Annotated in this window: 18 protein-coding genes; 2 read left to right on the forward strand and 16 right to left on the reverse strand. The window is 39.1% G+C overall.

The annotated features are described in order from the left end of the window. Window positions 1-152: 152 nt before the first annotated feature. Window positions 153-632, reverse strand: a complete 480-nt coding sequence (locus HRT55_RS13010; protein WP_291621905.1) for a DUF523 domain-containing protein — start codon at window positions 630-632, stop codon at window positions 153-155. Continuing rightward, window positions 632-943, reverse strand: coding sequence for a DUF3630 family protein (locus tag HRT55_RS13015; RefSeq protein ID WP_291621907.1), 312 nt, complete (start codon window positions 941-943; stop codon window positions 632-634). The genes HRT55_RS13010 and HRT55_RS13015 overlap by 1 nt, the downstream gene beginning before the upstream one ends. A gap of 202 nt (window positions 944-1,145) precedes the next feature. Between HRT55_RS13015 and HRT55_RS13020 the strand changes: the two genes are divergently transcribed. After that, window positions 1,146-1,448 carry a cytochrome c gene (locus HRT55_RS13020; protein ID WP_291621908.1) on the forward strand — a complete coding sequence of 101 codons (303 nt, stop codon included), beginning with the start codon at window positions 1,146-1,148 and terminating at the stop codon, window positions 1,446-1,448. Between the two features lie 241 nt (window positions 1,449-1,689). Here the strand turns inward: HRT55_RS13020 and HRT55_RS13025 are convergent, their stop codons facing one another. The 10 genes from HRT55_RS13025 to HRT55_RS13070 all read right to left on the reverse strand — a co-directional run bounded on the left by HRT55_RS13025 (window position 1,690) and on the right by HRT55_RS13070 (window position 15,781). Beyond that, complete coding sequence (locus HRT55_RS13025) at window positions 1,690-2,457, reverse strand: PEP-CTERM sorting domain-containing protein (RefSeq protein WP_291621910.1); 768 nt, start codon at window positions 2,455-2,457, stop codon at window positions 1,690-1,692. A gap of 190 nt (window positions 2,458-2,647) precedes the next feature. Next, window positions 2,648-5,446 carry an XrtA/PEP-CTERM system TPR-repeat protein PrsT gene (prsT, locus tag HRT55_RS13030; RefSeq protein ID WP_291621912.1) on the reverse strand — a complete coding sequence of 933 codons (2,799 nt, stop codon included), beginning with the start codon at window positions 5,444-5,446 and terminating at the stop codon, window positions 2,648-2,650. A 142-nt stretch (window positions 5,447-5,588) separates the two neighbouring features. Next, window positions 5,589-8,333 carry an XrtA/PEP-CTERM system TPR-repeat protein PrsT gene (prsT, locus tag HRT55_RS13035; RefSeq protein WP_291621914.1) on the reverse strand — a complete coding sequence of 915 codons (2,745 nt, stop codon included), beginning with the start codon at window positions 8,331-8,333 and terminating at the stop codon, window positions 5,589-5,591. A 129-nt stretch (window positions 8,334-8,462) separates the two neighbouring features. Beyond that, window positions 8,463-10,745: a non-hydrolyzing UDP-N-acetylglucosamine 2-epimerase gene (gene wecB / locus HRT55_RS13040; RefSeq protein ID WP_291621917.1), complete on the reverse strand. Its 2,283-nt coding sequence runs from the start codon at window positions 10,743-10,745 to the stop codon at window positions 8,463-8,465. Window positions 10,746-10,920: 175 nt separating this feature from the next. Continuing rightward, window positions 10,921-11,787, reverse strand: coding sequence for a hydrolase 1, exosortase A system-associated (locus HRT55_RS13045; RefSeq protein WP_291621919.1), 867 nt, complete (start codon window positions 11,785-11,787; stop codon window positions 10,921-10,923). Further along, a complete protein-coding gene (locus tag HRT55_RS13050; protein WP_291621921.1) occupies window positions 11,787-12,596 on the reverse strand; it encodes a hydrolase 2, exosortase A system-associated in 810 nt (269 codons plus the stop codon). Before HRT55_RS13050 ends, HRT55_RS13045 begins: the two co-directional genes overlap by 1 nt. A 12-nt stretch (window positions 12,597-12,608) precedes the next feature. Next, the gene (locus HRT55_RS13055) at window positions 12,609-12,896 is read right to left on the reverse strand and encodes a phosphopantetheine-binding protein (RefSeq protein ID WP_291621923.1); all 288 of its coding nucleotides are present in this window, start codon (window positions 12,894-12,896) and stop codon (window positions 12,609-12,611) included. A gap of 3 nt (window positions 12,897-12,899) precedes the next feature. After that, a complete protein-coding gene (locus HRT55_RS13060) occupies window positions 12,900-13,991 on the reverse strand; it encodes a GNAT family N-acetyltransferase (RefSeq protein WP_291621926.1) in 1,092 nt (363 codons plus the stop codon). 22 nt (window positions 13,992-14,013) lie between these two features. Further along, window positions 14,014-15,426 carry a phosphomannomutase CpsG gene (locus HRT55_RS13065; protein WP_291621928.1) on the reverse strand — a complete coding sequence of 471 codons (1,413 nt, stop codon included), beginning with the start codon at window positions 15,424-15,426 and terminating at the stop codon, window positions 14,014-14,016. 103 nt (window positions 15,427-15,529) lie between these two features. Beyond that, window positions 15,530-15,781, reverse strand: a complete 252-nt coding sequence (locus HRT55_RS13070; RefSeq protein ID WP_291612525.1) for an accessory factor UbiK family protein — start codon at window positions 15,779-15,781, stop codon at window positions 15,530-15,532. A 112-nt stretch (window positions 15,782-15,893) separates the two neighbouring features. Here HRT55_RS13070 and rep point away from each other — a divergent pair, with 112 nt between their 5' ends. Next, the gene (gene rep / locus HRT55_RS13075; protein ID WP_291621930.1) at window positions 15,894-17,927 is read left to right on the forward strand and encodes a DNA helicase Rep; all 2,034 of its coding nucleotides are present in this window, start codon (window positions 15,894-15,896) and stop codon (window positions 17,925-17,927) included. A gap of 236 nt (window positions 17,928-18,163) precedes the next feature. On the opposite strand, the gene HRT55_RS13080 is transcribed toward rep, so the two are convergent. From HRT55_RS13080 to ubiE, 4 genes are all read right to left on the reverse strand, one after another. Then, a complete protein-coding gene (locus tag HRT55_RS13080; RefSeq protein WP_291621932.1) occupies window positions 18,164-18,574 on the reverse strand; it encodes a response regulator in 411 nt (136 codons plus the stop codon). Window positions 18,575-18,655: 81 nt separating this feature from the next. After that, complete coding sequence (gene ubiB, locus HRT55_RS13085) at window positions 18,656-20,221, reverse strand: ubiquinone biosynthesis regulatory protein kinase UbiB (RefSeq protein ID WP_291621934.1); 1,566 nt, start codon at window positions 20,219-20,221, stop codon at window positions 18,656-18,658. 66 nt (window positions 20,222-20,287) lie between these two features. After that, entirely contained in the window at window positions 20,288-20,989 is a 702-nt protein-coding gene (locus tag HRT55_RS13090; RefSeq protein ID WP_291621936.1) for an SCP2 sterol-binding domain-containing protein, read from the reverse strand. A gap of 2 nt (window positions 20,990-20,991) precedes the next feature. Beyond that, complete coding sequence (gene ubiE / locus HRT55_RS13095) at window positions 20,992-21,831, reverse strand: bifunctional demethylmenaquinone methyltransferase/2-methoxy-6-polyprenyl-1,4-benzoquinol methylase UbiE (RefSeq protein WP_291621938.1); 840 nt, start codon at window positions 21,829-21,831, stop codon at window positions 20,992-20,994. Window positions 21,832-22,184 lie beyond the last annotated feature (353 nt).

The raw sequence follows: 22,184 nt of genomic DNA on the forward strand, positions 1-22,184 counted from the left end.
CCATACTGGTCAGACCTGCAAGTAGTTTTTTATTTCAGCTGTTTAAACGGAACAGTTCTGAGGCCAAGTCTACCCATTAAGTAAGCTCCTGCACTCATAGGCTTTGCTATCAACAGTATCACAATCCAATTTAGACAGAATTAACTGCAAACTTACTGGTCCAATAATAGCTGTAGCTGAGCAAGGGAATGCTCGGAAAACACTTGAATACCATGTTGACGCAACAGTTTTGTCGTGATGCCCTCACCAACAATCTTTTTTTGACTAAATGAACCATCATATATGGTATTGCTACCACAGGATGGACTTGACTCTTTTAGTAAGGCAAAACGAATATTATGCCGCTGGCATAAACTTAAGGCCTGCTGAGCTCCTTGCTCAAACTGCTGGCTAACATCAACGGATTCAATAGTTAGTACTTGTTTGGTCTTAGGATTTATTTCTGCTGCAGGTCTTGGTACTTGTAAGCCTGATATAACCTCAGGGCATACAGAGATAAAACGACCTTGTTGCTGCCATTGACTTAGCAATTGACTGACTAAGCTTTTAACTACACCGTTATAGCGTACTCTTTCACCTAGAAAGCAGGCACTAATCAAGATCTTGTCAAAACATTTTTTGTTGCTAACCATTATCTTTCTAGCGCCGCATATAAATTAACTAAATATTCAGTGCTTTTACTACCTAACCCTTCTAACCAACAAGATTGGCTATAATAATCAAAATTCAACACAAAATAATGCTCTTGCCAAGAAAAGCGAATATTTTCTCGGTCTGCGCCAATTATCTTCTCTTGAATAGTAACAGGCATGATTGACGAAAATAGTAACGTTATTAAGGCTGCAATGTTTTCTTGGTACCAGTCATTTTCAAAATAAACGCTGAGATGGTCTGCTTGGTATGTGAGCGACTTAATACTCTGCGAGTTTGTTTCAGGGATCATAATAAACCATTTTATTATCTTATCGAATATGGCTAATTATACGATGAAAGTTTGATGTTAATCAGGGGTTTTAACAAAAAAATCAACGACAAGTAAGTCTAATTTCCATATACTCAAGATAGGATTTTATCTTTGTAACTTGAGTAGCATGCTTGCATTTTACCTTGGTTACAAATACCTTTGAACCAAAGAGAGTGAAACTATGAATAAACTTATGCTTGCTGTGGCAACAGCAACAGTTATGATGGCATCGCCTGTATTTGCTGGTGACGCAGAAGCCGGTAAAGCTAAATCAATGATGTGTGCGGCTTGTCACGGCGCTGCTGGCATTTCAGCGGTACCAACTTACCCTAACTTAGCTGGTCAAAAAGAAGCTTACCTTGTTAAGCAACTTACCGATTTTAAATCAGGAAAACGTAATGACCCGACCATGAAAGGTATGGTTATGGCGCTTTCTCCTACTGATATAGAGAATTTAGCGGCTTACTACGCTAACATGAAATAAGCTTCCGCTTTTTCTGTCCGAATAAAATCAGTCCTGTAAAAAGCCCAGTTTAACTTAGTTAAACTGGGCTTTTTTGTCGGTGATTTTCAACCTAGCGTTGTTAGCTTTGTTGTCACCACTAGCTAAACACTTTATATGGTAATTGCTAAAGTTTAGACATAAAAAAACCTCCTAATGGAGGTTTTAAATTTTCAATTAAACGGATAACTAGGTTACCAATTCAATCAATATAACTTCAGCATTAAGCTTTACGACGAGCTGCACCAGCTAAGCCTAAAAGACCTAAAGCAAAGATAGCTAAGCTAGTTGGCTCTGGAATAGAGTTACCATTCATAATAAATGTACCGGCATCAGTGCCTCCAGTACGAACAGAGCTATAAGCTAAGTCACTACCAAAAATCTGACCATTGGTATCAAAATTACTAGCAACTAAACCACCAATAACATTAAAATATGCATTACCAAATGCACCATCAGTTACATTGCCTGCTACATCTATAGTAGAGCCGGCACCATCACCTGCTAACGGATTCATCACAGCCTCTAATTCTAACCAAAGTACATCATCCGATGCCGAAGCATAATCAGTAGGTAAACCACCAGTATCAGCATAAACCGCAGCACTACCACCAGAGAATATTGGTGAGCCAGTACCTGTTAGATTCACAAGTTCGAAGTCAGTAAAAGTGAAAGTTAACATCTGACAAGTCACACAATATTCGCCCTGATTTTGACCATTTAAACTAGTTAAAAAGCCATAACCTTGCAAAGTGTCTGCAAGAGTTACCAAACTAAAATCAGTGATTATATCACCTGCAGTAATACCATTTCGTGAAGTACCCGCAACATAGTACTGTTTAAAAAAGCCATTCGAAGTAAAATCACTAAAAAATCCATTATCAAAATCAGGATCCCAAGTAATGCCACCAGAAGTAATTTGTGATGCATTAGCACCAAAGCTTGCCAGTGCAATTACCGACGCTGCTGCAATAGTTTTCAATAAGTTCATAGAATTTCCTTATAGATATTCAAAGTTTTTTATAATACTCCACGTACTAAGCATTTTTTATGCCAAACCGAAAACTTTCACCATTTCGCTTATAAATCATAAGTTAAACTACTTACTGCCTTATACAGCTATTAAGCAAGTCACAAACTTGTAAAATTTACTGACAGTGACTGGCACCTGCATAACTAGCTTAATATTGCTCTACCTCTTGCTTCAACTTAGCTATTTTTACATTTAACTTACTATCATGGGCACTCAAACCAGATAAGACCTGCTTTGCTTGTTTATGCTGCTGCAAAGCAATATAGGCCTCTGCCAAGCTCACTTTAGCACTGATATCTATTGAGCCTTGATTAATGACATTAACGAGCACTTCAATCGCCTCTTCATAGCGCTTATTAGCAACTAAAATCACCCCATAACTTTCTGCTATAGCATTATTATCTGGTGCTAAATACAAGGCTTTTTCGATATTCAATTGCGCATTAACTAAATCGTCACTTTGATACTGCTGCCAAGCGAGATTATTCAACGCAGCTAAATTATTAGGTTGATCCTTGACAATTTGTTGGTAGGTAGAAATGATCTTGGTTGATTTGTTATTATCGACATTGTTCATGTCATAAAGCTCAGCAAGTAACATTCTCACCCTATTATCGTTAACAATGTTAGTAAGGTAGTTTTCTAAAACCAATTCAGCTTCAGCGCCTTGCTTAGAGAACTGCAAGGCTCTTGCTAAGTTAATGGCTCCAGTGCTATTAGGCACTTGCTCATATAATTCACTATAAAGTTCAATTGCTAGATCATATTGCTTTTCTTGTATCGCAACCTTAGCTGTTGTCATGGTTATTATATTGTTAGAGACACCTTTATCTTTTAATACTTTTAATTGCTGCTTAGTGGCTTGAATATTATTGTTAGCTAGCTCTAAATAGGCTCGCATGGTCATCAAGTTATCGTCGTCAGGGAAATCTATATTTGCCTTTTTAGTTAACGCTAAGGCCGGTGAAAATTGTTTTAGTTTTTCCAGTGTGCCAATATAACCTACACGAAGAATATAACTTTTCCCATGCTCTTTTAAACCCTGTTCATAGGTAGTTAACACGCGTTTAAACTGATGCATTTGCGTATAACTAGCCGCCAAGACTGCCCAATAACGTGGCGACAAGTTTTTTTCACTTTTGATCGATTCTAACAATGAAATGGCTGCAGGTACCTGCTTACTAATACGTAGGTTTTGAGCCAAACCCATAACTAAATTCTTATGGATAGGCTTACCATTGAGTAAACTTTGCTGATGTAACGCATTTAAAAATAAAATAGCCTCTGCAGAACGTCCCTGCCTTGTTTGCAAAACAGTATAGCGGCGAATAGCGTTATGATGATTAGGGCTAAGCTCGATGACCTCTTTAAAGCCAGCAATGGCCTTTGTCGCTTGTTTATGAAAAGCGGCAACGATTGCTAAATTATAAATGGCACTGATACTTTTAGGTGCTATTTTCAAAGCATTTTGAAAATATTTTTCCGCTGCAGTTACCTTTTCTAACTTCATGGCAATAAGTCCGTTTAAGATATTGCCTGACACCTGATGACTGTCAGAGTCTAGCCACTTATTGGCAATAACTTGTGCCTTAGCGACTTCATTACCGCGCAAATACTGACGAGCCAAAGCGAACTCGGTATCGTGTAAACTTGGGTCAATAGTTAGTGCTTGCTCTAACGACTTAATTCCGGATAAATCTCTTTGACTTAGTAATAAAGAGCCTTGCTGAACTTGTAGAGCAGCATTATTGGGCGATACCTGTACAGCTTTATTTATTAATGTTTGTGCACTAGCATAGTCCCCAGCCTTCATTAACTCGGCACTGGTGATTTGTAATAAGTAGCTATCACTGTCATTATTTTTTATTTCATTCAATTTAGCCACCGACAAGGCTAAATCATCGGTGTGACCTAGTTTAATTTTTATTGATAATAAAATAACATTAATAGGATGTGTTGTTGGTAACAGACTCTCCAAAGTAATCAAATAACCGTAAGCTTGCTCCAATTCATCAAGCTTATAAGAGCTAACTCCAGCAATCATTTTGGCAATGACAAAAGTATCATTAAGACCAACAGCTTGACTCGCATACTCCCTAGCGGACATATAATTACCATGTTGAAAGGCAATTTGAGCTTTGTATTGCAAGGCGAGTGGTGAATTTTCAAAAGCCTTTAATAAACTATCATTCAGCGTACTTGCTTGGGCAAATTTTTGCGCTTTAATTAAGGTATTCACCTGAAAAAAACGAATATTATTATCATAAGGGTAAGCAATTATATAGCGCGAAAAATCCTGGCTTGCTTGTTCAAAGTTATTTGAGGCAAAATTTAAATAGCCTTGTAACAGCAATGCCTCGAAAAAATAGCTATCTCCTGCTAGCAAGCTATTGCTCAGCGCTAGACCTGCAGCGAACTTTCTTTCACTGTAAAGTAAATAGGCACTAGCAAGTTGACTAAAAACATTCTCTTGATTAATTGCAGCCGCTTGAGAGAAATAATCTTGTGCTTTAGTCACTAACCCATCCGTTAGCGCGCTCATGCCGGCATAGGTCAAGATCACAATATAGTCACTATCATTGAGGTCTTCACTTGCTCTGACCAATTGCTCAACTTCTTCAGATTTATTGAGACGAGTTTTTACCTGTGTTAATAGTGTTGCCGTTTGCGCAAAACTTGCGCCAAGGGCCACCGCTCTTTCTAATTCTTTCTCGGCACTAATATAGTTGCCTTGGTTAAGGTACGCCCTGCCAAGCCCGAACCTAGCAGCAGAATTTTTCGGGTCTAATCTAACAGCGTTTTTATAATCGATAATAGCCGTAGCAAATTTACCCTGTTGGCTAAACACATTTGCACTTGCCATTAATTGTTCGGCAGTCTTTTGCTCGCTACAAGCACTCAAGGTAAGCGCCAAGGTTATTGCTGATGTAATTATTATTTTATTCATGATAAATCCTTTATTGGCATTTAGAGCTGATTTTTTGAGTTAGCGCGAGGGTAATAGTAACTTGACAAAATGAAGCCATATTCCTCGCGACTATAAAAAAAGCGACTGTCGTAGCAGTCGCTTTTGTTGCCAGTTAAGCTAATTATAATTGTGCTTGTAATTGAGCTTTTTTCTCAGTTTGCTCATCTGTTTGCGGAGATGTTTTACTTAATAAGTCTTTTGCTTCATTTGCTCTACTATTGGCAATCAGTGCTTCAATATAATTAAGTTGGATATCAATATCCTGTCCTTGAGCTAAATCAGAAGCTTTAGTGGCATATTTTAATGCCGCCCTTTTATCACCCGACTTAAGCAGCACTTTACCGTAAGTATCGGCAATATTTGGAATGTGAGGCGCTAAGGCAAAAGCCTCTTTTGCATGTATTAATGCTTTATCGAGTTTACTCTGCTCTAAATACAGCCAAGCTAAATTATTATGAGCAATAACATTTTTCGGTTGATTTTTAACTACGTCAGCATAAATAGCAATGGCCTTATTGGTGTCGTCCTCTAAGTAAATACCCGCCAGCATAGTTTTAATACGACTGTCATTAGGCTCTATAGTTAAATAATGCTCTAGTACTTTGACCGCTTTGTGCTCTTCTTTATTGCCCATATAAGCACCCGCTAAATATACGGCATTTTGACTACTTGGGTAAACTTGATAGAACTTGGTTAGTTTAGGTACTGCTTGACTATGCTTTTCTTCTAACAGTAGAATCCGCCCAAGAAAGCCTTGTTTTAACGCATCGTTAATACCGGTAACAGCTAATGTTTTATAGAGACTTTTAGCCGGTGTAATTTGTTGGCTATTAAGCAGCAATTGCATTTTTACCAGCTGTAACACCAAATTATCTTGATGATAATCTAAACCACGTTTCACTACATTCAAGGCACGCTCATTATTACCACGGTTAGCATGTAAATCGGCTAATAGCACCACAGGCTCTATATGGTATGGGCTAGCTTTTAACCAACTATCTAAAGCCGATTCCATTTTCTTACCGTCATGCTGTTTTCTATGGTTAAACACCACTAATTGCCAATAGCGTTTTGGTAATTTAGGCATATCGGCAAAGTCAGTCAGTAAATTTTCGGCTTGCTTATATTGCGCTAAACTCACCAGAGCTTCAGCCACTAATATCGCTTTGTTAATATCCTTGTTATCCGCTTGGTAGGCTGCTTGTAATTTCTCTAATGCCATTTCATTACGGTAGATGCCAAAGTAATGTCGCAAGACTTTATTATTGCTTGGCGCAAGTTTCATTAAATAATCAACGCGCTCTTTACTCAAAGTTTCATTTTTTTGTTGACGAGCTAACCTAAGCTGCTCAGTAAGTGCGAAGATATTATCGGGTTCTAACGTTAAGCTCTGCTTTAACGATTGCTCTGCTTTATCATATTTTTTTTCTTTAATGGCAATACTTGCCATTAAGTTATAACCACCAGATTTTTCAGGATATTTATCCTGCCATTTAATGGCTATCTCACGCGCTTGTTTAATATCATTATTTTGTAGCGCAGCATAAGCTAATGCTAACTCAGCCTCAATAAAGCTTGGATCAAGTTTAACCGCATCTTGCAAGTCTTGGATACCTGAGGGGTCATTCATCATCAACTTTAAAATACCCTGCCTAGCGTTATCTCCAGCATTAGTAGAAGTAGTCGCTGCACTTTGCTCAAGTAATTTTTTTGCTTCCGCCATTGCGCCTAACTCTAGTAGTTTATAGCTTAATGAAGAAAGAAATTGTGCATCACCCTCTCGGCTTGCTGAAAAATCACCTACTGTGGCACTTATTTCATCAACGAAACCAAGTTCCAACTGGGTAACAGCCAACATGCGCCTAGCTTGATGATCTTTCGGCAAGTATTTAACCACCGTAGATAAATGACGATGGCTCTGTTGCCAGTTTTTTAGATAAAAGGCACTAGCACCCGCGACTAATCTTAAATTAGCTTGGTTAAAATTCGCCGATAATGCCCTTTCCGCATGTTCACTGGCTTTATCAAATACTTTGCTATTAAAAGCAACCATGGCTTTTATATAATGGGCAAAAGGTTGGCTATCAATTCGGACTAAGATGGCATCGGCATACTTTTCAGCTTCTTCATCTTGACCTGACTTAAGTAACGCATCCGCTAACAATAATTGCACAATGCCTGAACGAGGCTGTAAATCTAAATATTCTTTAAAACTTAGCGCTGCTTGTGCATAGTCCTTAGTCACCATTGATACTTGCCCTTGCAACATAAGTGCATCGACTTGCTGAGCATCTATGGCTAAAATCCGTGAAATTAAGGTTTTCACTTCATCATAGTTATTCTCCGCCAATTGCAGATAAGCCATAGCCAACATGCTATATAAACTTTGATTGGCAATAGACTGCGCTACAGCGGCACTCTCTTTTGCCTGTTCAGGTTGCTCACTACGCAATGCCGCCAAGGTTTTATAAGCTAAGTAATGGCTTTGCTCTTCATTAGCCAACTTTTCCGCCTCATCACTTAAGGCCAAAACATCAGCATCGCTGTCCGTTAAAGTATATGCTCGAGCAAGTAATGGCACGACCTTATTAGCGGCATAGTTAAACTGATGAGCTCGTTCAAGTTCCTTTACTGCAGCAAGTCCATCACCTAAATCCAAATAGATTTTACCCAGTAAAAATCGTGCTTCAGCATTTTTTCCATCGGCACGAATAGCATTTTTTAACTCAATAATACTTGCGTTTATTTGCTCATTGCTGAGATAACTTTTGGCATTTTCTAGATGTGATTCATCGGAGACTTGTTCACTACAGGCAGTAAGTGCCAGTGCGATACTTAAACAGAGAGAGGCTTTTACAAATTTCATCTCGAATTTCCTTTTGCTATTCTAATTATTATTGAAGCTAATACCTTAGCTATCGTCTTGGCAAACTTGATCTATATTTTAAGCTAACAAAAAATAAAGCCCATTAACAGCAAAGCTAATGGGCTATTTTTATGCTCGAGTATTAAGCAGTGGCGTAGCTAACGCCAAATTGCCATAACACTCATGATCGGTAACCAAGATTAATACATCAGCCCAATCATCAATGGCTGTTAGCGACTCTTGACGCTCACAATGCCAGCTAGGTACGAAGGGATCATGATAGTTCACTGCTACTCCTGCTTGAATAAAATGCTGATGAATGGCATCAGCAGGTGATTCACGGCAGTCATCAACATTGGCTTTATAGGCGACGCCCAAAATCCCAATCCTTTTTCCTGCCAATGAACTCGCTGATAGCGCCAATAAATCCAAGGCTTGCTGGGCAACGATACTTGGACGTTTATCATTAATCGCGCGGGCTAAACGGACAAGCTCACCCGCTTTGGTTTTTTCAACCAAGAACCAAGGGTCTATTGGGATACAATGTCCACCGACACCTGGGCCTGGTGTTAACACGTTTACTCTTGGATGACGATTAGCGAGACGAATAACTTCATAGACATCCACTTCAAGCTCTGCACAGATTTGTGATAACTCATTGGCAAAAGCAATACCAACGTCCCGCGAAGTATTTTCAACTAACTTGATACATTCGGCTGTGGTTAAATCTGTTAAAAACACTTCGCCTTTAACAAAGCTTTGGTAAATCGTTTTAACTTTCTGCTGTGCTGCTGGGTTGGCTGCACCGATGATCCTGTCGTTGTGCACAAGCTCATGCAAGGTTTGTCCTGGAATAGCACGCTCCGGACAATGAACTACATCAATAGTTAAACCTGCTTCGGCAAAACGTTGCACTACCGCTAAGCTTGTTTGTGGTGAGATAGTTGATTCAACAATAACGGTTTGACCATTTTTAGCCACTTTCGCAATCGCATCGACAGCACTAAAAACATAACTGCGATCACAGCTGTTATCTTTATGTGGTGTCGGCACAGCAATTAAATAGGTTTCGCTTGAAGGTATTTCAGTACTGGCTGTTAAGAAGCCCTGGGAAACAACCTTAGTAATTAGATCAGGTAAACCGGCTTCATCAAAGGGGCATTGCGCCTTATTAATAGCGGCAACTTTATCGCTATTTAAATCAACACCGGTAACCTTATAACCGGCTTCAGCTAGTAAGCTAGCAATAGGTAAACCCATGTAACCCATACCGATAACACTCAATGTTTCGTGCTTAGCAATAATTTCAGCATCAAGAGTATTTGGCACTGAATTAGTAATAATATCTAAAATAGTTTCAGCAACATGACCATCACCAAAAGGATTATCCCAGTTAAAGTTACCGGTATCATTGGCAAGCCATTTATCTGCCGCAGCTAACGCTTTATCGGCATCACGGCCTACCAATACGTTAGCACCGACTTCAATAGACTCAGGACGCTCGGTGTTTTCGCGTAAAGTAATACAGGGAACACCTAATAAACAAGCTTCTTCTTGAATGCCGCCAGAGTCGGTTAAAATAAGCTGAGCATGTTTTTGTAATTGAATAAAGTCTAAGTAACCAATGGGTGGGATAAGCTGTAAATAGCTCGGCAATTCAATAGAGAATTCTTTCAGTTTAGCTTGGGTTCTTGGATGAATTGGCCAGACAATAGTTTGACTGTATTTTGCATGTAACTTATCAAATAATGCCAACAGTTCTAATAAGTTTGCCATGACATCGACATTGGCCGCACGATGAGCGGTAACTAAGAAAAATTCACCTGACGATACCCCTAAGTCTGCCAAAATAGTACTGGTGCTAGCTGAAATATCTAAATGCTGAAATAAAGAGTCAGAAACGGTATTACCGACAGTGAATATTTTATCGCTATCAATACCTTCTTTTGCCAAAATAGCATGCTGATTAGGACCAACGGCGAATAAGTACTCACTCATATGATCAGTCAATATGCGGTTAGTTTCTTCTGGCATAGTGCGATCATAACTACGTAAGCCTGCTTCAATATGGCCGACCTTGATATCAAGCTTTGATGCAGCCAATGCGCCAGCAAGTACAGTGTTGGTATCGCCTTGTACCAGCACTACATCAGGTTTTTCTTGCATTAAGATAGGCTCCATCTCAATCAAAATATTACCGGTTTGATTACTATGTAAACCCGAACCAACACCTAAATTATAATCTGGTGCAGGTAATTCTAGTTCTTTAAAAAAGATACTATCCATCTCTTCAGAGTAATGTTGATTAGAATGGATAATAAAATAGGCAATACCCCGTTTTTTACATTCACGAATAACGGGCGCCATTTTGATTATTTCTGGGCGAGTGCCAACGATGATCCCTATTTTCATCTTGCTTCCTTAAAAGTTTCTAGATTTATTCTGCTGATTTATCTACTTGGCTAATTGTAAAGCATTTACTAACACATGTAACATAACTCAAGTGAATTTTTTAACGAACTGTTAACTTACCTGAGCTTTGTATAAGTAATATGACATTCATTATCCAGAGTTCAGGTTAACTATTTTACTTAACTAAAGTATTAACGGTAAATGCTATCAGTTGCTTTTTCTTTTGCTGTTGCGAAAAAGTATGATCAGCCTGGCTAATGACTTGCTGAGTTATAGTAGCGCTAGCCATTATCTGGCGCCAATGCTTATTACTTTTAACTAATAACTTAAATTCATCTGCGGTTAAATCATTACCACTGAGAATGACATGACTCTGACCAGTAAACTTGTCCAAGCCCTGTAGCATTTGAGTAACAAAATTGTCCTCAAGGTGAACTTTATTACTTACTTTACCTTGCTGATGGAACTGATTAATTTCGGTAAACGCTACTTGTGCTTGCACTTTCCCACTAAACAGTTTCCGCCAGAATGCTTTACTCATTAATCGTTTAAGGTAATACGAACGAAGATAGGTTTGTGCTTGTGTTTCGGCTTGCCTGACCCAAGGATTGATCAAGAATAACTGCTTTATTTTGTCTTCTGCAGGGTAATCATTAAGGTAAAGCAAAATGGCCGATGCCGCATCGCATAACCCCCATAAAGCCAGTTCAGTTATATCACTATGACGTGTTTTAAAGGTTTGAATAGCAGCATCAATGTCATGTTGAATTTCAGTAAAACTACTCAATTCACCTTCGCTATCACCAGCACCACTATAGTCAAAACGAAAGACTGTGATGCCTTGTTTAGCTAACGCCCTGGCCAAATAAACAAACAGTCGGTGACTACCAACACGGGTTTGTGGTCCGCCAACAACAATGATTAAACCTTTCTTAGGCTGTTGCTGATTACTGGTCACTGATGTTATTGCTGAGCTGGGCAAATGTTCAATAGCGATTAATTGTTTACCCTGACTATTAAAAATAACACCTTGCTCTATCATCAGCTTATTTCCGCTGAATTCGATAGTAACTGACTAAAAGCTAACTGCTCTTGCACTAAAAACTCCGTACTAAGTTGTAATTCAGTTGCCTGCCAAAATTTAACCGCGGCTACCTGCTGTACAATCAGTTTATTATTTTTATTGGCTAGTGCTTGCTGCTGCTTTAGTCGGCCTGGGCTCAACTCATCTGTATTGGCCAACCATTCAAACCAATAGCAATCGACATTAAAACTTGTTAGCTGAGATAAACTCTGCCCTGCGAACTGTTCGAGCAGCTTTTTGTCTATGGTATAACCGGCAATATCAAGGTTCTCTTGGCCATTCATTTCAGCGGAGTTTTTCTTATCAGCTTGCGTTAACTTAGTTACTAGTGCTAACCGCTTAAACTGCTGAACAAAGCGTTTACCGTTAAAGTCTGGTTGCAAAAGTATCAAGCCATCAACAAGACTTAATATTTCATCCGATAATAATAATACCGCCGATAAGGGTAAGGAGAGGTAAATCGCTTGTACTGAATTAGCTTTGATGTTTTCTAACTGGAGTAAAATATCTTGCTGCCACAAACCCAAGCTAGCCTCGACTAGTTCACCACCACTGTCCCCTGTGCCATAGTGATCATAAACGATAGTTTGCAAGCCTTGGTGATAGCCATTAATAGCTGAACGGGTAATATGGTGGCGGGTTTGATTTGCTTGCTCGAATAAGGGAGCAATAAATAGCAGATGAGCAAGTACGTGCTCTGGAGTACGTATTATGCGAAATAATGGCCCTTTCGCGCCTTGATAAAATTCAACATGAGTCGATATCATGGCCAAAAGTGCTTAAGTACGCTCTAGGACTAATTCGGTCAAACTAGCCACGGAAGCAAAATTCTCCGCACTGATGTCATCATCATCAAGACTTATATCGAAAGACTCTTCTATTTCGCCGATCAAGGTGACTAAAGTCATTGAATCAAACTCAGCAATGGCGCCAAAAAGTTCGGTATCGACATGCCAGAAACTTTCTTCATAGTTTGGAATAATAGCGATTAATAACTTAATCAGTTGCGCAGTAGTTTGTTCACTTATTTGCTCGCTATTTTTCTCGGTAAATGGTGCAGAAGTCATTATTTACTTACTTTTCCTTGTGAATATTTTAATTAGCCTCGGTAGCACTAGATGGCGAATAATAGCTAACTTACCATAGATACTATGCTGATTAAAAATTTGATAGCTTTGTCGTGTTCTTTTCGCGCTCAACCAATCCTGTTTATAGGGCTCAGAGCCCATACCAAACTCAATAGCTGTGACTTGATCTTTACTGATGACATGTTCAGATAAAGCTAACGATAAAATAGAGCCGACCGAATACATTTGATATTTAGGTGCATAAGCTAACTTAAAAATAGAGGCCGTTGCTTCAACAGCTCCGCTATCATTATGGCTAGTTTGTAAGAACCACAGCTGTGCTGCCGCTGGCTCATCATCGATAAACAATACCCCCAAACGTAATTTATTTTCCTGTAACGCAGCTAGAGATACTTGCTCAATAAAATCGAAACTAAACTCATCACCCTTCCAGCTTTGTTGGTAAATATTTTTATAAGCCGAAAACGCCGAGGAAAACCCGCTAAGTTCAGTAATTATTTCGATGCGGTATTGGTGCGCTTTACACAGTTTTTTCTCACGCCTTTTTATAGTATTACGTAATTGACTGGGCCTTTGTTGATAATAGCTGACGTAATCACTGATGCCTGATTGATAGACATTGTCCGTGCTAGAAAAAATCCGCTGATAAGGAAAAGACTCAAGAAGAGCTTGGCTGATTAGGCTTTCTTCAAAAGCACCGAGCTGCATACTATGCCATTGGTGATGTTGCTGAATATAAGTGAGCAGTTGCGCCATACTTGCTTTACTTGGTGAGGAAAAGAAGATGGGCTCGGCCACCGCAGAATAAAAACTGGTTAGTGACGTTATCTTTTTCTCAGCTTGGTTGTGAACCAAAGGCCAAGCAATGCTTAATACTGGCTCTTGTCCTTTGCTGACTTGAAATAGACAATGCACCAGTACTTGGCTGTTTTCAGGGAGCATAAAGGCTGCAGTTGCTGTAAGCCAAGGCAAGGTTAGCTCAAATAACCTCGCTTTAGGCATAGTGCTTTTATAGCTATGAGTAAACTCAGTAAATGAAAGCTCACGGTAAGAAAAATCTACACTTTGGGCCATTAAGCTCTCTGCCATAAAAAGACTACTCAGCTAGTAATAAAGCTAATACTTGCGCAGTTTTTTCCTGCATCAAGGCTTTATCGCCTTTAGACTCAACATTTAACCGAACCACTGGCTCGGTATTACTGCTACGCAAATTAAAGCGCCAATTGCCAAATTCCATACTAATACCATCGGTTTTATCAATTACTTGCGCATGGGCTTGATAAAAATCCAGCACACGAGCAATAGCAGACTTAGGGTCGACAATTTTATTATTAATTTCACCTGAAGATGGATAAGCCGCGATGCGCTCTTTCACTAAACTTGATAATGGCTGCTTACGTAAACAAAGTAACTCGGCAATTAATAACCAAGGGATCATACCGCTATCACAGTAGAAAAAATCGCGGAAATAATGATGAGCACTCATTTCACCACCATAAATAGCATCTTCACTACGCATGCGCTCTTTGATAAAAGCATGGCCGGTTTTACTTTGAATAGCTTGTGCACCCGATTTTTCGACAATATCGATGGTATTCCAAGTTAACCTTGGGTCATGAATAATTTTGGCTTGTGTTTTATCACCGTCAATTTTACTTAAAAAGTTTTCTGCTAATAAACCAACAATATAATAACCTTCAATAAAGTCGCCATTTTCATCAAATAAGAAACAACGATCAAAATCACCATCCCAAGCAATGCCCATATCAGCGCCATGTTTAATGACAGCATCACGCGTCGCGGCACGATTTTCTATTAATAGTGGATTAGGAATACCGTTAGGAAAACTGCCATCGGGTTGATGATGTACTTTAATAAATTCAACAGGTACATTTAAGGCATTAAACGCGCTTTCTATGGCATCAAGCGCTGGACCTGCGGTGCCATTGCCGGCATTCACTACCAACTTTAATGGTGTGATATTTTTGTTATCAATATAGGTTAACAAGTGCTCGGTATAAGGTTTGGTAATATCAATCGTTGTTAAAGTACCTTTATCAGCTACTTCAACAAAGTCGTTTTGCTCAGCAAGGGCTTGAATATCAAACAGGCCAGTATCACCACTAATGGGTTTTGAGTTTTCACGTACTAACTTCATGCCATTATAATCAATAGGATTATGACTTGCGGTCACGACGATGCCGCCATCACACTCTAAGTGACTAGTGGCAAAATAAATATGTTCTGTACCCGCTAGGCCTAAATCGATAACATTAGTGCCGCCCGCCATTAAGCCTTCAGACAGTGCCTGCTTTAATTCTTCACTGGTTAAACGAATATCACCACCAACCACTACCGTTTTTGCTTGGGTATGTTGGGCAAAAGCACGACCGATACGATAAGCAACATCAGTATTTAATTCTTCGCCTAATTTTCCTCGGATATCATAAGCTTTGAAACAGGTAATTGCAGAGGGGCCTGATGTTAAGGCGACTTTAGATGATGACATGGAATAATCTCGTCCTTGCTAATATTTGGCATGAATTTATGAGTGATTTAAAAAATCATAGGGTTAAACTTTAACGCTTGGTGATTAACTGACTATTTTGTTGCTAGCTTGCTGCTATTTTTTCTTCAAGTTCTACTAGCTTAGCTTCAAGTTCGGTTAATTTAGCACGTGTCTTGAGCAATACTTGTGTTTGCACATCAAACTCTTCGCGTGTGACCACGTCAAGTTGTGACAATTTATTTTGCAAAACAGTTTTGGCTTTATCTTCAAATTCATTGGCCATATTTTTCAGGCTTGATGGGATAGCATCGGTGACTTGTTTAGCTATTTCTTCAATTTTTTTAGCATTGATCATAATAATTTCCTATTTTTTTACTTGTCTAGCATTGTAACTGTTTTGCCAATGACTAAAAACAGGTAAAATCATTGGTTCGACAGTTTATTTCCAATAGTGAAGCAAAAGCGTAATGAAACTTAATCCCGGACAAAATGAAGCAGTAAAATATGTTAGCGGCCCATGCCTAGTATTGGCAGGCGCTGGCTCAGGTAAAACCGGGGTTATTTGTCAAAAAATTGCTTACTTAATTCAAAAATGTGATTACAAAGCCCGTAATATTGCCGCGGTAACCTTTACCAATAAAGCGGCACGTGAAATGAAAGAACGTATCCAAAAAATGTTGGGCAAAGACTTAACCCGTGGTTTAACGGTTTCTACTTTCCACTCACTTGGTCTTGATATTGTTCGCCGGGAAATAAAAATCCTAGGTTATAAACCTGGCTTTACCTTATTTGATGATCAAGACTCCTTAGCCTTACTGAAAGAATTAACCATAGATGAACTCGATGGTGATAAAGATTTACTCAGTAAACTACAGAGTAAGATTTCAAATTGGAAAAATGATTTGTTCTTGCCTGATGACGCGATAAAATCTGCCAATGATGCTGACAGCGTTGAATGTGCTGAATTTTATCAGCGTTATCATAAACACATGAAAGCTTATAATGCTTTAGATTTTGATGATCTGATCCTTATCCCGACACTGTTACTGAAAAATTACCCCGAAGTATTAGCACGTTGGCAAAATAAAATTCGCTATTTATTGGTCGATGAATATCAAGATACCAACGCCAGTCAATATGAATTAGTCAAACAACTTGCCGGTGAGCGAGCACGCTTAACGGTTGTAGGTGATGACGATCAGTCCATTTATTCTTGGCGTGGTGCCAAACCGGAAAATTTAGTACAACTAGGTAAGGATTATCCAAACTTAAAGTTGATCAAGTTAGAGCAAAATTACCGCTCCAGTGGCAGGATATTAAAATGTGCTAACGTGCTCATTGCCAATAACCCACACATCTATGATAAGGCCTTATTTAGTGACCTTCCCTACGGCGTTGAACTAAGAGTTATCCAAGCAAAAAATGAAGAAAATGAAATTGAACGTGTTATTGGAGAGCTGATTGGTCATCGCTTTATGAATCGCAGCCAATATAAAGATTACGCGGTACTTTATCGTGGTAACCACCAATCACGTTTACTTGAAAAAGCGCTGATGCAAAACCGTATCCCTTATAAAATAAGTGGCGGTACTTCATTTTTCTCTCGCGCTGAAATCAAAGACATCATGGCTTACCTACGAGTATTGGTTAACCCTGATGATGATAATGCTTTTTTACGTATTGTTAATGTGCCTAAGCGTGAGTTAGGCCCTGCTACGTTAGAAAAAGTCGGCACTTACGCAAATATGCGTCAAATTAGTATGTTTGCTGCCAGTTTTGAGCTCGGTTTAGAGCAAACCTTAACTGGTCGTAGCTTATTGAAGATGCAAGCCTTTACTCGATGGGTAGTTAATATTAGCGATCAAGCTGAGCGAGGTGATACTGCCGCAGTATTACGATCAATGATTCGTGAAATCAATTACGAAGACTTCCTCTACGATACATCGCCCAGTGCAAAAGCTGCCGAGATGCGCATGAAGAATGTTACTGAGCTTTTTAGCTGGGTTACCCAGATGCTCGAAGGCAGTGATGACCAAGAACCTATGACCTTGCCAGAAATTGTCACCCGTTTAACCTTGCGCGATATGATGGAGCGAAATGAAGAGGAAGAGAGTAACGACCAAGTGCAATTAATGACTCTGCATGCTTCTAAAGGCCTAGAGTTCCCTTATGTATTTCTTATTGGTATGGAAGAAGGTTTATTACCTCATCAAGCCAGTATTGATGAAGGCAGTGTTGAAGAAGAACGTCGCCTTGCTTATGTTGGTATTACTCGCGCTAAGCGTGAGTTAATATTTACTTACGCACGAGAGCGCAGACAGTTTGGTGAGCTCTCTCGCACTGAAGCGAGTCGATTTTTACATGAGCTGCCACAAGATGATTTAAATTGGGAGCTTGGTGCGTCGAAGAAGAAAACTGTCGAGCACGTCGAACAATCCAATAAACAAGGTATGGCAGGTTTACGTGCCCAGCTGGCTAAAGCTAAAGAAGCTAAAAAATAAGCCCGCAGATGATTTAAATTGGCGGCTTTTAACTAGTAAGAAAGGTGCGTCAAAGAAAAAGACCGAGAGCACGTTGAACAATCCAATAAACAAGGTACGGCAGGTTACGTGCTCAGCTGGCTAAAGCCAAAGAAGCTAAAAAATAAGCCTGCGATTATGTAAATTGACGGATTTTAGCTATAAAAAAGGTGCGCAAAGCATAGAGCATGTTGCACAATCGAATAAACAAAGCAGGATTAGCTAGCTACTGTGACCCTTCGCATATCGGTAAGTATTTTTTTTAACTCTTGGTAGGAAATAGGTTTTCTCAGTAAAGCTTTGACATTAGCTAAAGCTAAGGTTTTCCTTAGTAAAGGCTCATCATTTTCTGCACTGGTCATTAAGCAACACACTTGCGCTGGTTTTTCCTGCAAAAATCTATACAGTAATTTATAACCGCTAAAGCTATCCATATATAAGTCGCACAACACCAAAGAATAAGCGTTTTCTTTTAGTAACGCTAAGGCTTCTATTGGTGAAGTACAGCCAGTGACTTGATAACCCCATTCACCTAAAACTTTTGAAATTGCCTTAAGGAATATACGCTGATCATCTATTAATAAGATACTGCGATCATTAGAACTGGCTTGAGCTTGATGACTATCCATAGTTACTGTCAAAATTTAAATGAGTAACAACTAAAGATAGATCATCAGTTTAAAAAGACAAACTTTGCTAGAAAAGGCTTACTAGTTGAGCAGTATGGCTGAGGCGATAATAATACCGGCAACAATCACGCTATAAGCCAGTTTTTGGTTTTGTCTACTTTGTTGCGCCAACATAGCTTGCATCAATAGAGTTTGTTGATGCTGGTTTTCACGACTAGTTTTCAAATAGTCATACACTAAATCGGGCATTTCAGGCAGCTTTTCATTCCAAAACGGTAAGTTAGCCTTAATTTTTCCAAAGACAGCTTTAAAGCCCATCTGCTCTTTCACCCAGTTTTCTAAAAATGGTTTTGCCGTTTGCCATAAATCTAACTGCGGATAGAGCTGACGACCTAAACCTTCGATATACAATAAGGTTTTTTGCAGCAAGACCAGTTGCGGCTGTACTTCCATATTAAAACGGCGGGCGGTATTAAATAAATTAACCAGCACTTGGCCAAACGATATTTCCGATAACGGCTTATTGAAAATAGGCTCACAAACTGTACGGATAGCAAACTCAAACTCATCAACACTAGTACTTGCTGGCACCCAACCAGAATCAACGTGCAATTGCGCAACTTTTCGATAATCACGATTAAAAAAGGCAACAAAGTTTTCTGCTAAATAACGTTTATCTTCTCGATTTAAGGTACCAACAATACCGCAATCTATAGCAATCCAAGTGGGGTCATCAGGGTTAGTGGCATTAACAAAAACATTACCTGGATGCATATCGGCATGAAAGAAACTATCGCGAAATACTTGGGTGAAAAAAACTTCAACACCACGTTCAGCCAGTAACTTCATATTGACACCCTGCTCGTTTAGGGTATCTATTTCGCCAACGCCAATGCCATAAATACGTTCCATCACCAAGACATTTTCAAAGCTATACTCACTGTGAATTTCCGGCACATAAAGCGCTTTATCGTACTCGCTACCTTGCTCAAAATTACGTTTTAATTGAATAGCATTGGCCGCTTCACGGTTAAGGTCTAATTCGTCTAAAATGGTTTTACGATATTCTTCCACCACTTCTTTAGGACGCAGGCGCTTACCATCGGGTAACCAACGCGCAACGATGCCAGCAAACAATGACATAACTTTAATGTCCGCTAAAATTGTTTCGCTGATATTAGGGCGCAAAACCTTGATAACGATATTTTGCTCTTGTTCGCCTGAAACTAAAGTTGCGGTATGAACCTGGGCGATAGATGCTGAGGCTAAAGGTGTGGAGTCAAAATCTTTAAAGTGTTGTTCAAAAACCTCAATGCCCATGGCAGCAATAATAAGTTGCTTTGCTTGTTCGCCATCAAAGGGGGTTACTTGGTCTTGCAACAAGGCGAGCTCATCGGCTAATTCGGGCGGTAATAAATCACGCCTTGTTGATAGCATTTGACCGAACTTAATAAAAACTGGCCCTAGCGTTTCTATCGCTAAGCGAAATCTTTGTTCTGGCGTTTTATCTTTATGCTGGTTTCTCAACCAAAACAAACTGTTTCTACCAACTTTGACATACCAAGGCAACAGACCTGGGGGTACCATTTTGTCTAGACCAAAGTTCAAGAAGGTTTTAACGATTTGATATAGACGTTGGCTACTCACGGTGATTATTAATTCCTATACGTTATTAGTAATATTCAATTGGCAATGTTCGTCAACTAAGCTGAATTATTTAGCAGCCAACTTAGCAAAGAGTTTATCGATACGCGCAGAGATTGCGGTAACTTCGCTGGCAATTGCTGTGGTTTGCCCATTAAACGCACTTACTTGACCTAGGGTTACCACTAAGCGTTTCTCATGAACTAGATATTCGCAAATATCAGCTTCTATTTGCTTGCCTGTTGCTGATATTGATTTGGTAATTTTATTACCAAACTGTAATAATTTATGAGTGGGTACATCACCAAGGTGCTTAGCGAGCTCAGATTGCCAGTCTATGGCAAGTGATTGAGCTATGTTAGCAAATTGTTGTGCTATTTTGATATCACCATTAACATCCAATTCATCTTGTTTGATTAATTGCGTCAGCGACTGATTAGCTTTTAACTTTGTCAGCGTTTTTATACTAGTTTTTATCGTACAGTCACTGGTATCAACTTGCGATCTGACCATCACCATCGCTGGGCTAGAGCCCGTATTGACGGTAAAAGATAATTCAAATGAAAGTTCTGCTAAGGCAAGGGTTAGCGTTTTTTGGTTTAAAGCGGCAAAAGAGATAGCTTTATTATTGTTTAAAGCCAAGGCTTTATTAATAATCAATTCAAGTGTTGCTGTGGCAACTTGTGGCAATAATAAGCCTTCAGCAAATGGAGTGCTAGAACTCGCTTGAGCGCTTAGTGGGGTTAATGCCTTGTTGTTCGAAGCTTGCATGGTTAAAACTTATAACCTTTATGCAAGGCAACTACGCCACCGGTTAAGTTTTTAAAACTAGTTTGTTCAAAGCCGGCGTTATCCATCATGCTTTTCAAGGTTTCTTGATCCGGATGCATACGAATTGACTCAGCTAAGTATTTGTAGCTTTCACCATCCTTTGCCACCAACTCACCCATTTTAGGTAGGATATTGAATGAGTAAAAATCATAGGCTTTATTCAATAACTCATGTTCTGGCTTTGAAAATTCTAAAACAAGTAAACGGCCACCGGGTTTTAATACCGAATAAATAGAGCGTAAAGCTTTATCTTTATCGGTTACATTACGTAAACCGAAAGCAATGGTGACAATATCAAAAGTATTCTCTTCAAAAGGTAAATATTCAGCATTTGCTTGTACATACTCAATATTTTGCACTAAGCCTTTATCACGTAATTTATCACGGCCAACATTTAACATTGAGCTGTTAATATCAGCTAATACGACTTTACCTTCACGGCCCACTAGTTTAGAAAATTTAGCGGTTAAATCACCGGTACCACCAGCTAGATCTAACACCTTATTACCTGGGCGTACACCACTGGCATCAATAGTAAAACGTTTCCACAAACGGTGAATACCAAATGACATTAAATCATTCATCACATCATATTGCTTGGCAACTGAGTGAAAAACGCCAGCAACCATAGAGATTTTATCGTCTTTTTCTATAGTTTTATAACCAAAATGCGTAGTGTTTTTACTGTCGGTTGAGTTATCGGCTGAAGTGTCGATATCTGATGGTGCCGAGGCGTTAGTAGATGAGTCACTATTTTGCGAATGTTGATCTGAAGATGACATGGTATTTTCACTTAAAGCAAGATTGAAACGATAATTGCCGCTAGTTTACTGTATGCATGCTAAATCACCAAATACCCCACTGTTTTTTTTATTGATTTAACGCAAGTGTTCTCACCATTAATTAATAATAATCATAGTAGCAGGTATCTATCGGTATGCACATTACGTAATAAAACAACAATAGTGAAATAAAGTTACACAATTAACTTGCGAAAATAGAGTCTCTACTCTATACTTCTTGTCGTTCCCTTATACGGACGCTTGTTGTAATAATTGAATATTCTAGCTTTCCTCATAGCTAACTCACCGATAGCCTTTGCTATCGGTTTTTTTTGCCTGAAATAAAGTAAATT

It is taken from the genome of Colwellia sp. (assembly GCF_013214175.1).
Taxonomy (GTDB): domain Bacteria; phylum Pseudomonadota; class Gammaproteobacteria; order Enterobacterales; family Alteromonadaceae; genus Colwellia.

Coding starts and splice junctions, on each gene's coding strand:
- HRT55_RS13010 (WP_291621905.1), bottom strand. CDS start 632: ATGGTTAGCAACAAAAAATGTTTTGACAAGATCTTGATTAGTGCCTGC.
- HRT55_RS13070 (WP_291612525.1), bottom strand. CDS start 15,781: ATGATCAATGCTAAAAAAATTGAAGAAATAGCTAAACAAGTCACCGAT.
- HRT55_RS13020 (WP_291621908.1), top strand. CDS start 1,146: ATGAATAAACTTATGCTTGCTGTGGCAACAGCAACAGTTATGATGGCA.
- HRT55_RS13060 (WP_291621926.1), bottom strand. CDS start 13,991: ATGGCCCAAAGTGTAGATTTTTCTTACCGTGAGCTTTCATTTACTGAG.
- wecB (WP_291621917.1), bottom strand. CDS start 10,745: ATGAAAATAGGGATCATCGTTGGCACTCGCCCAGAAATAATCAAAATG.
- HRT55_RS13015 (WP_291621907.1), bottom strand. CDS start 943: ATGATCCCTGAAACAAACTCGCAGAGTATTAAGTCGCTCACATACCAA.
- prsT (WP_291621914.1), bottom strand. CDS start 8,333: ATGAAATTTGTAAAAGCCTCTCTCTGTTTAAGTATCGCACTGGCACTT.
- HRT55_RS13045 (WP_291621919.1), bottom strand. CDS start 11,787: ATGATAGAGCAAGGTGTTATTTTTAATAGTCAGGGTAAACAATTAATC.
- HRT55_RS13090 (WP_291621936.1), bottom strand. CDS start 20,989: ATGCAAGCTTCGAACAACAAGGCATTAACCCCACTAAGCGCTCAAGCG.
- HRT55_RS13065 (WP_291621928.1), bottom strand. CDS start 15,426: ATGTCATCATCTAAAGTCGCCTTAACATCAGGCCCCTCTGCAATTACC.
- HRT55_RS13055 (WP_291621923.1), bottom strand. CDS start 12,896: ATGACTTCTGCACCATTTACCGAGAAAAATAGCGAGCAAATAAGTGAA.
- HRT55_RS13050 (WP_291621921.1), bottom strand. CDS start 12,596: ATGATATCGACTCATGTTGAATTTTATCAAGGCGCGAAAGGGCCATTA.
- HRT55_RS13025 (WP_291621910.1), bottom strand. CDS start 2,457: ATGAACTTATTGAAAACTATTGCAGCAGCGTCGGTAATTGCACTGGCA.
- HRT55_RS13080 (WP_291621932.1), bottom strand. CDS start 18,574: ATGGATAGTCATCAAGCTCAAGCCAGTTCTAATGATCGCAGTATCTTA.
- ubiE (WP_291621938.1), bottom strand. CDS start 21,831: ATGTCATCTTCAGATCAACATTCGCAAAATAGTGACTCATCTACTAAC.
- rep (WP_291621930.1), top strand. CDS start 15,894: ATGAAACTTAATCCCGGACAAAATGAAGCAGTAAAATATGTTAGCGGC.
- prsT (WP_291621912.1), bottom strand. CDS start 5,446: ATGAATAAAATAATAATTACATCAGCAATAACCTTGGCGCTTACCTTG.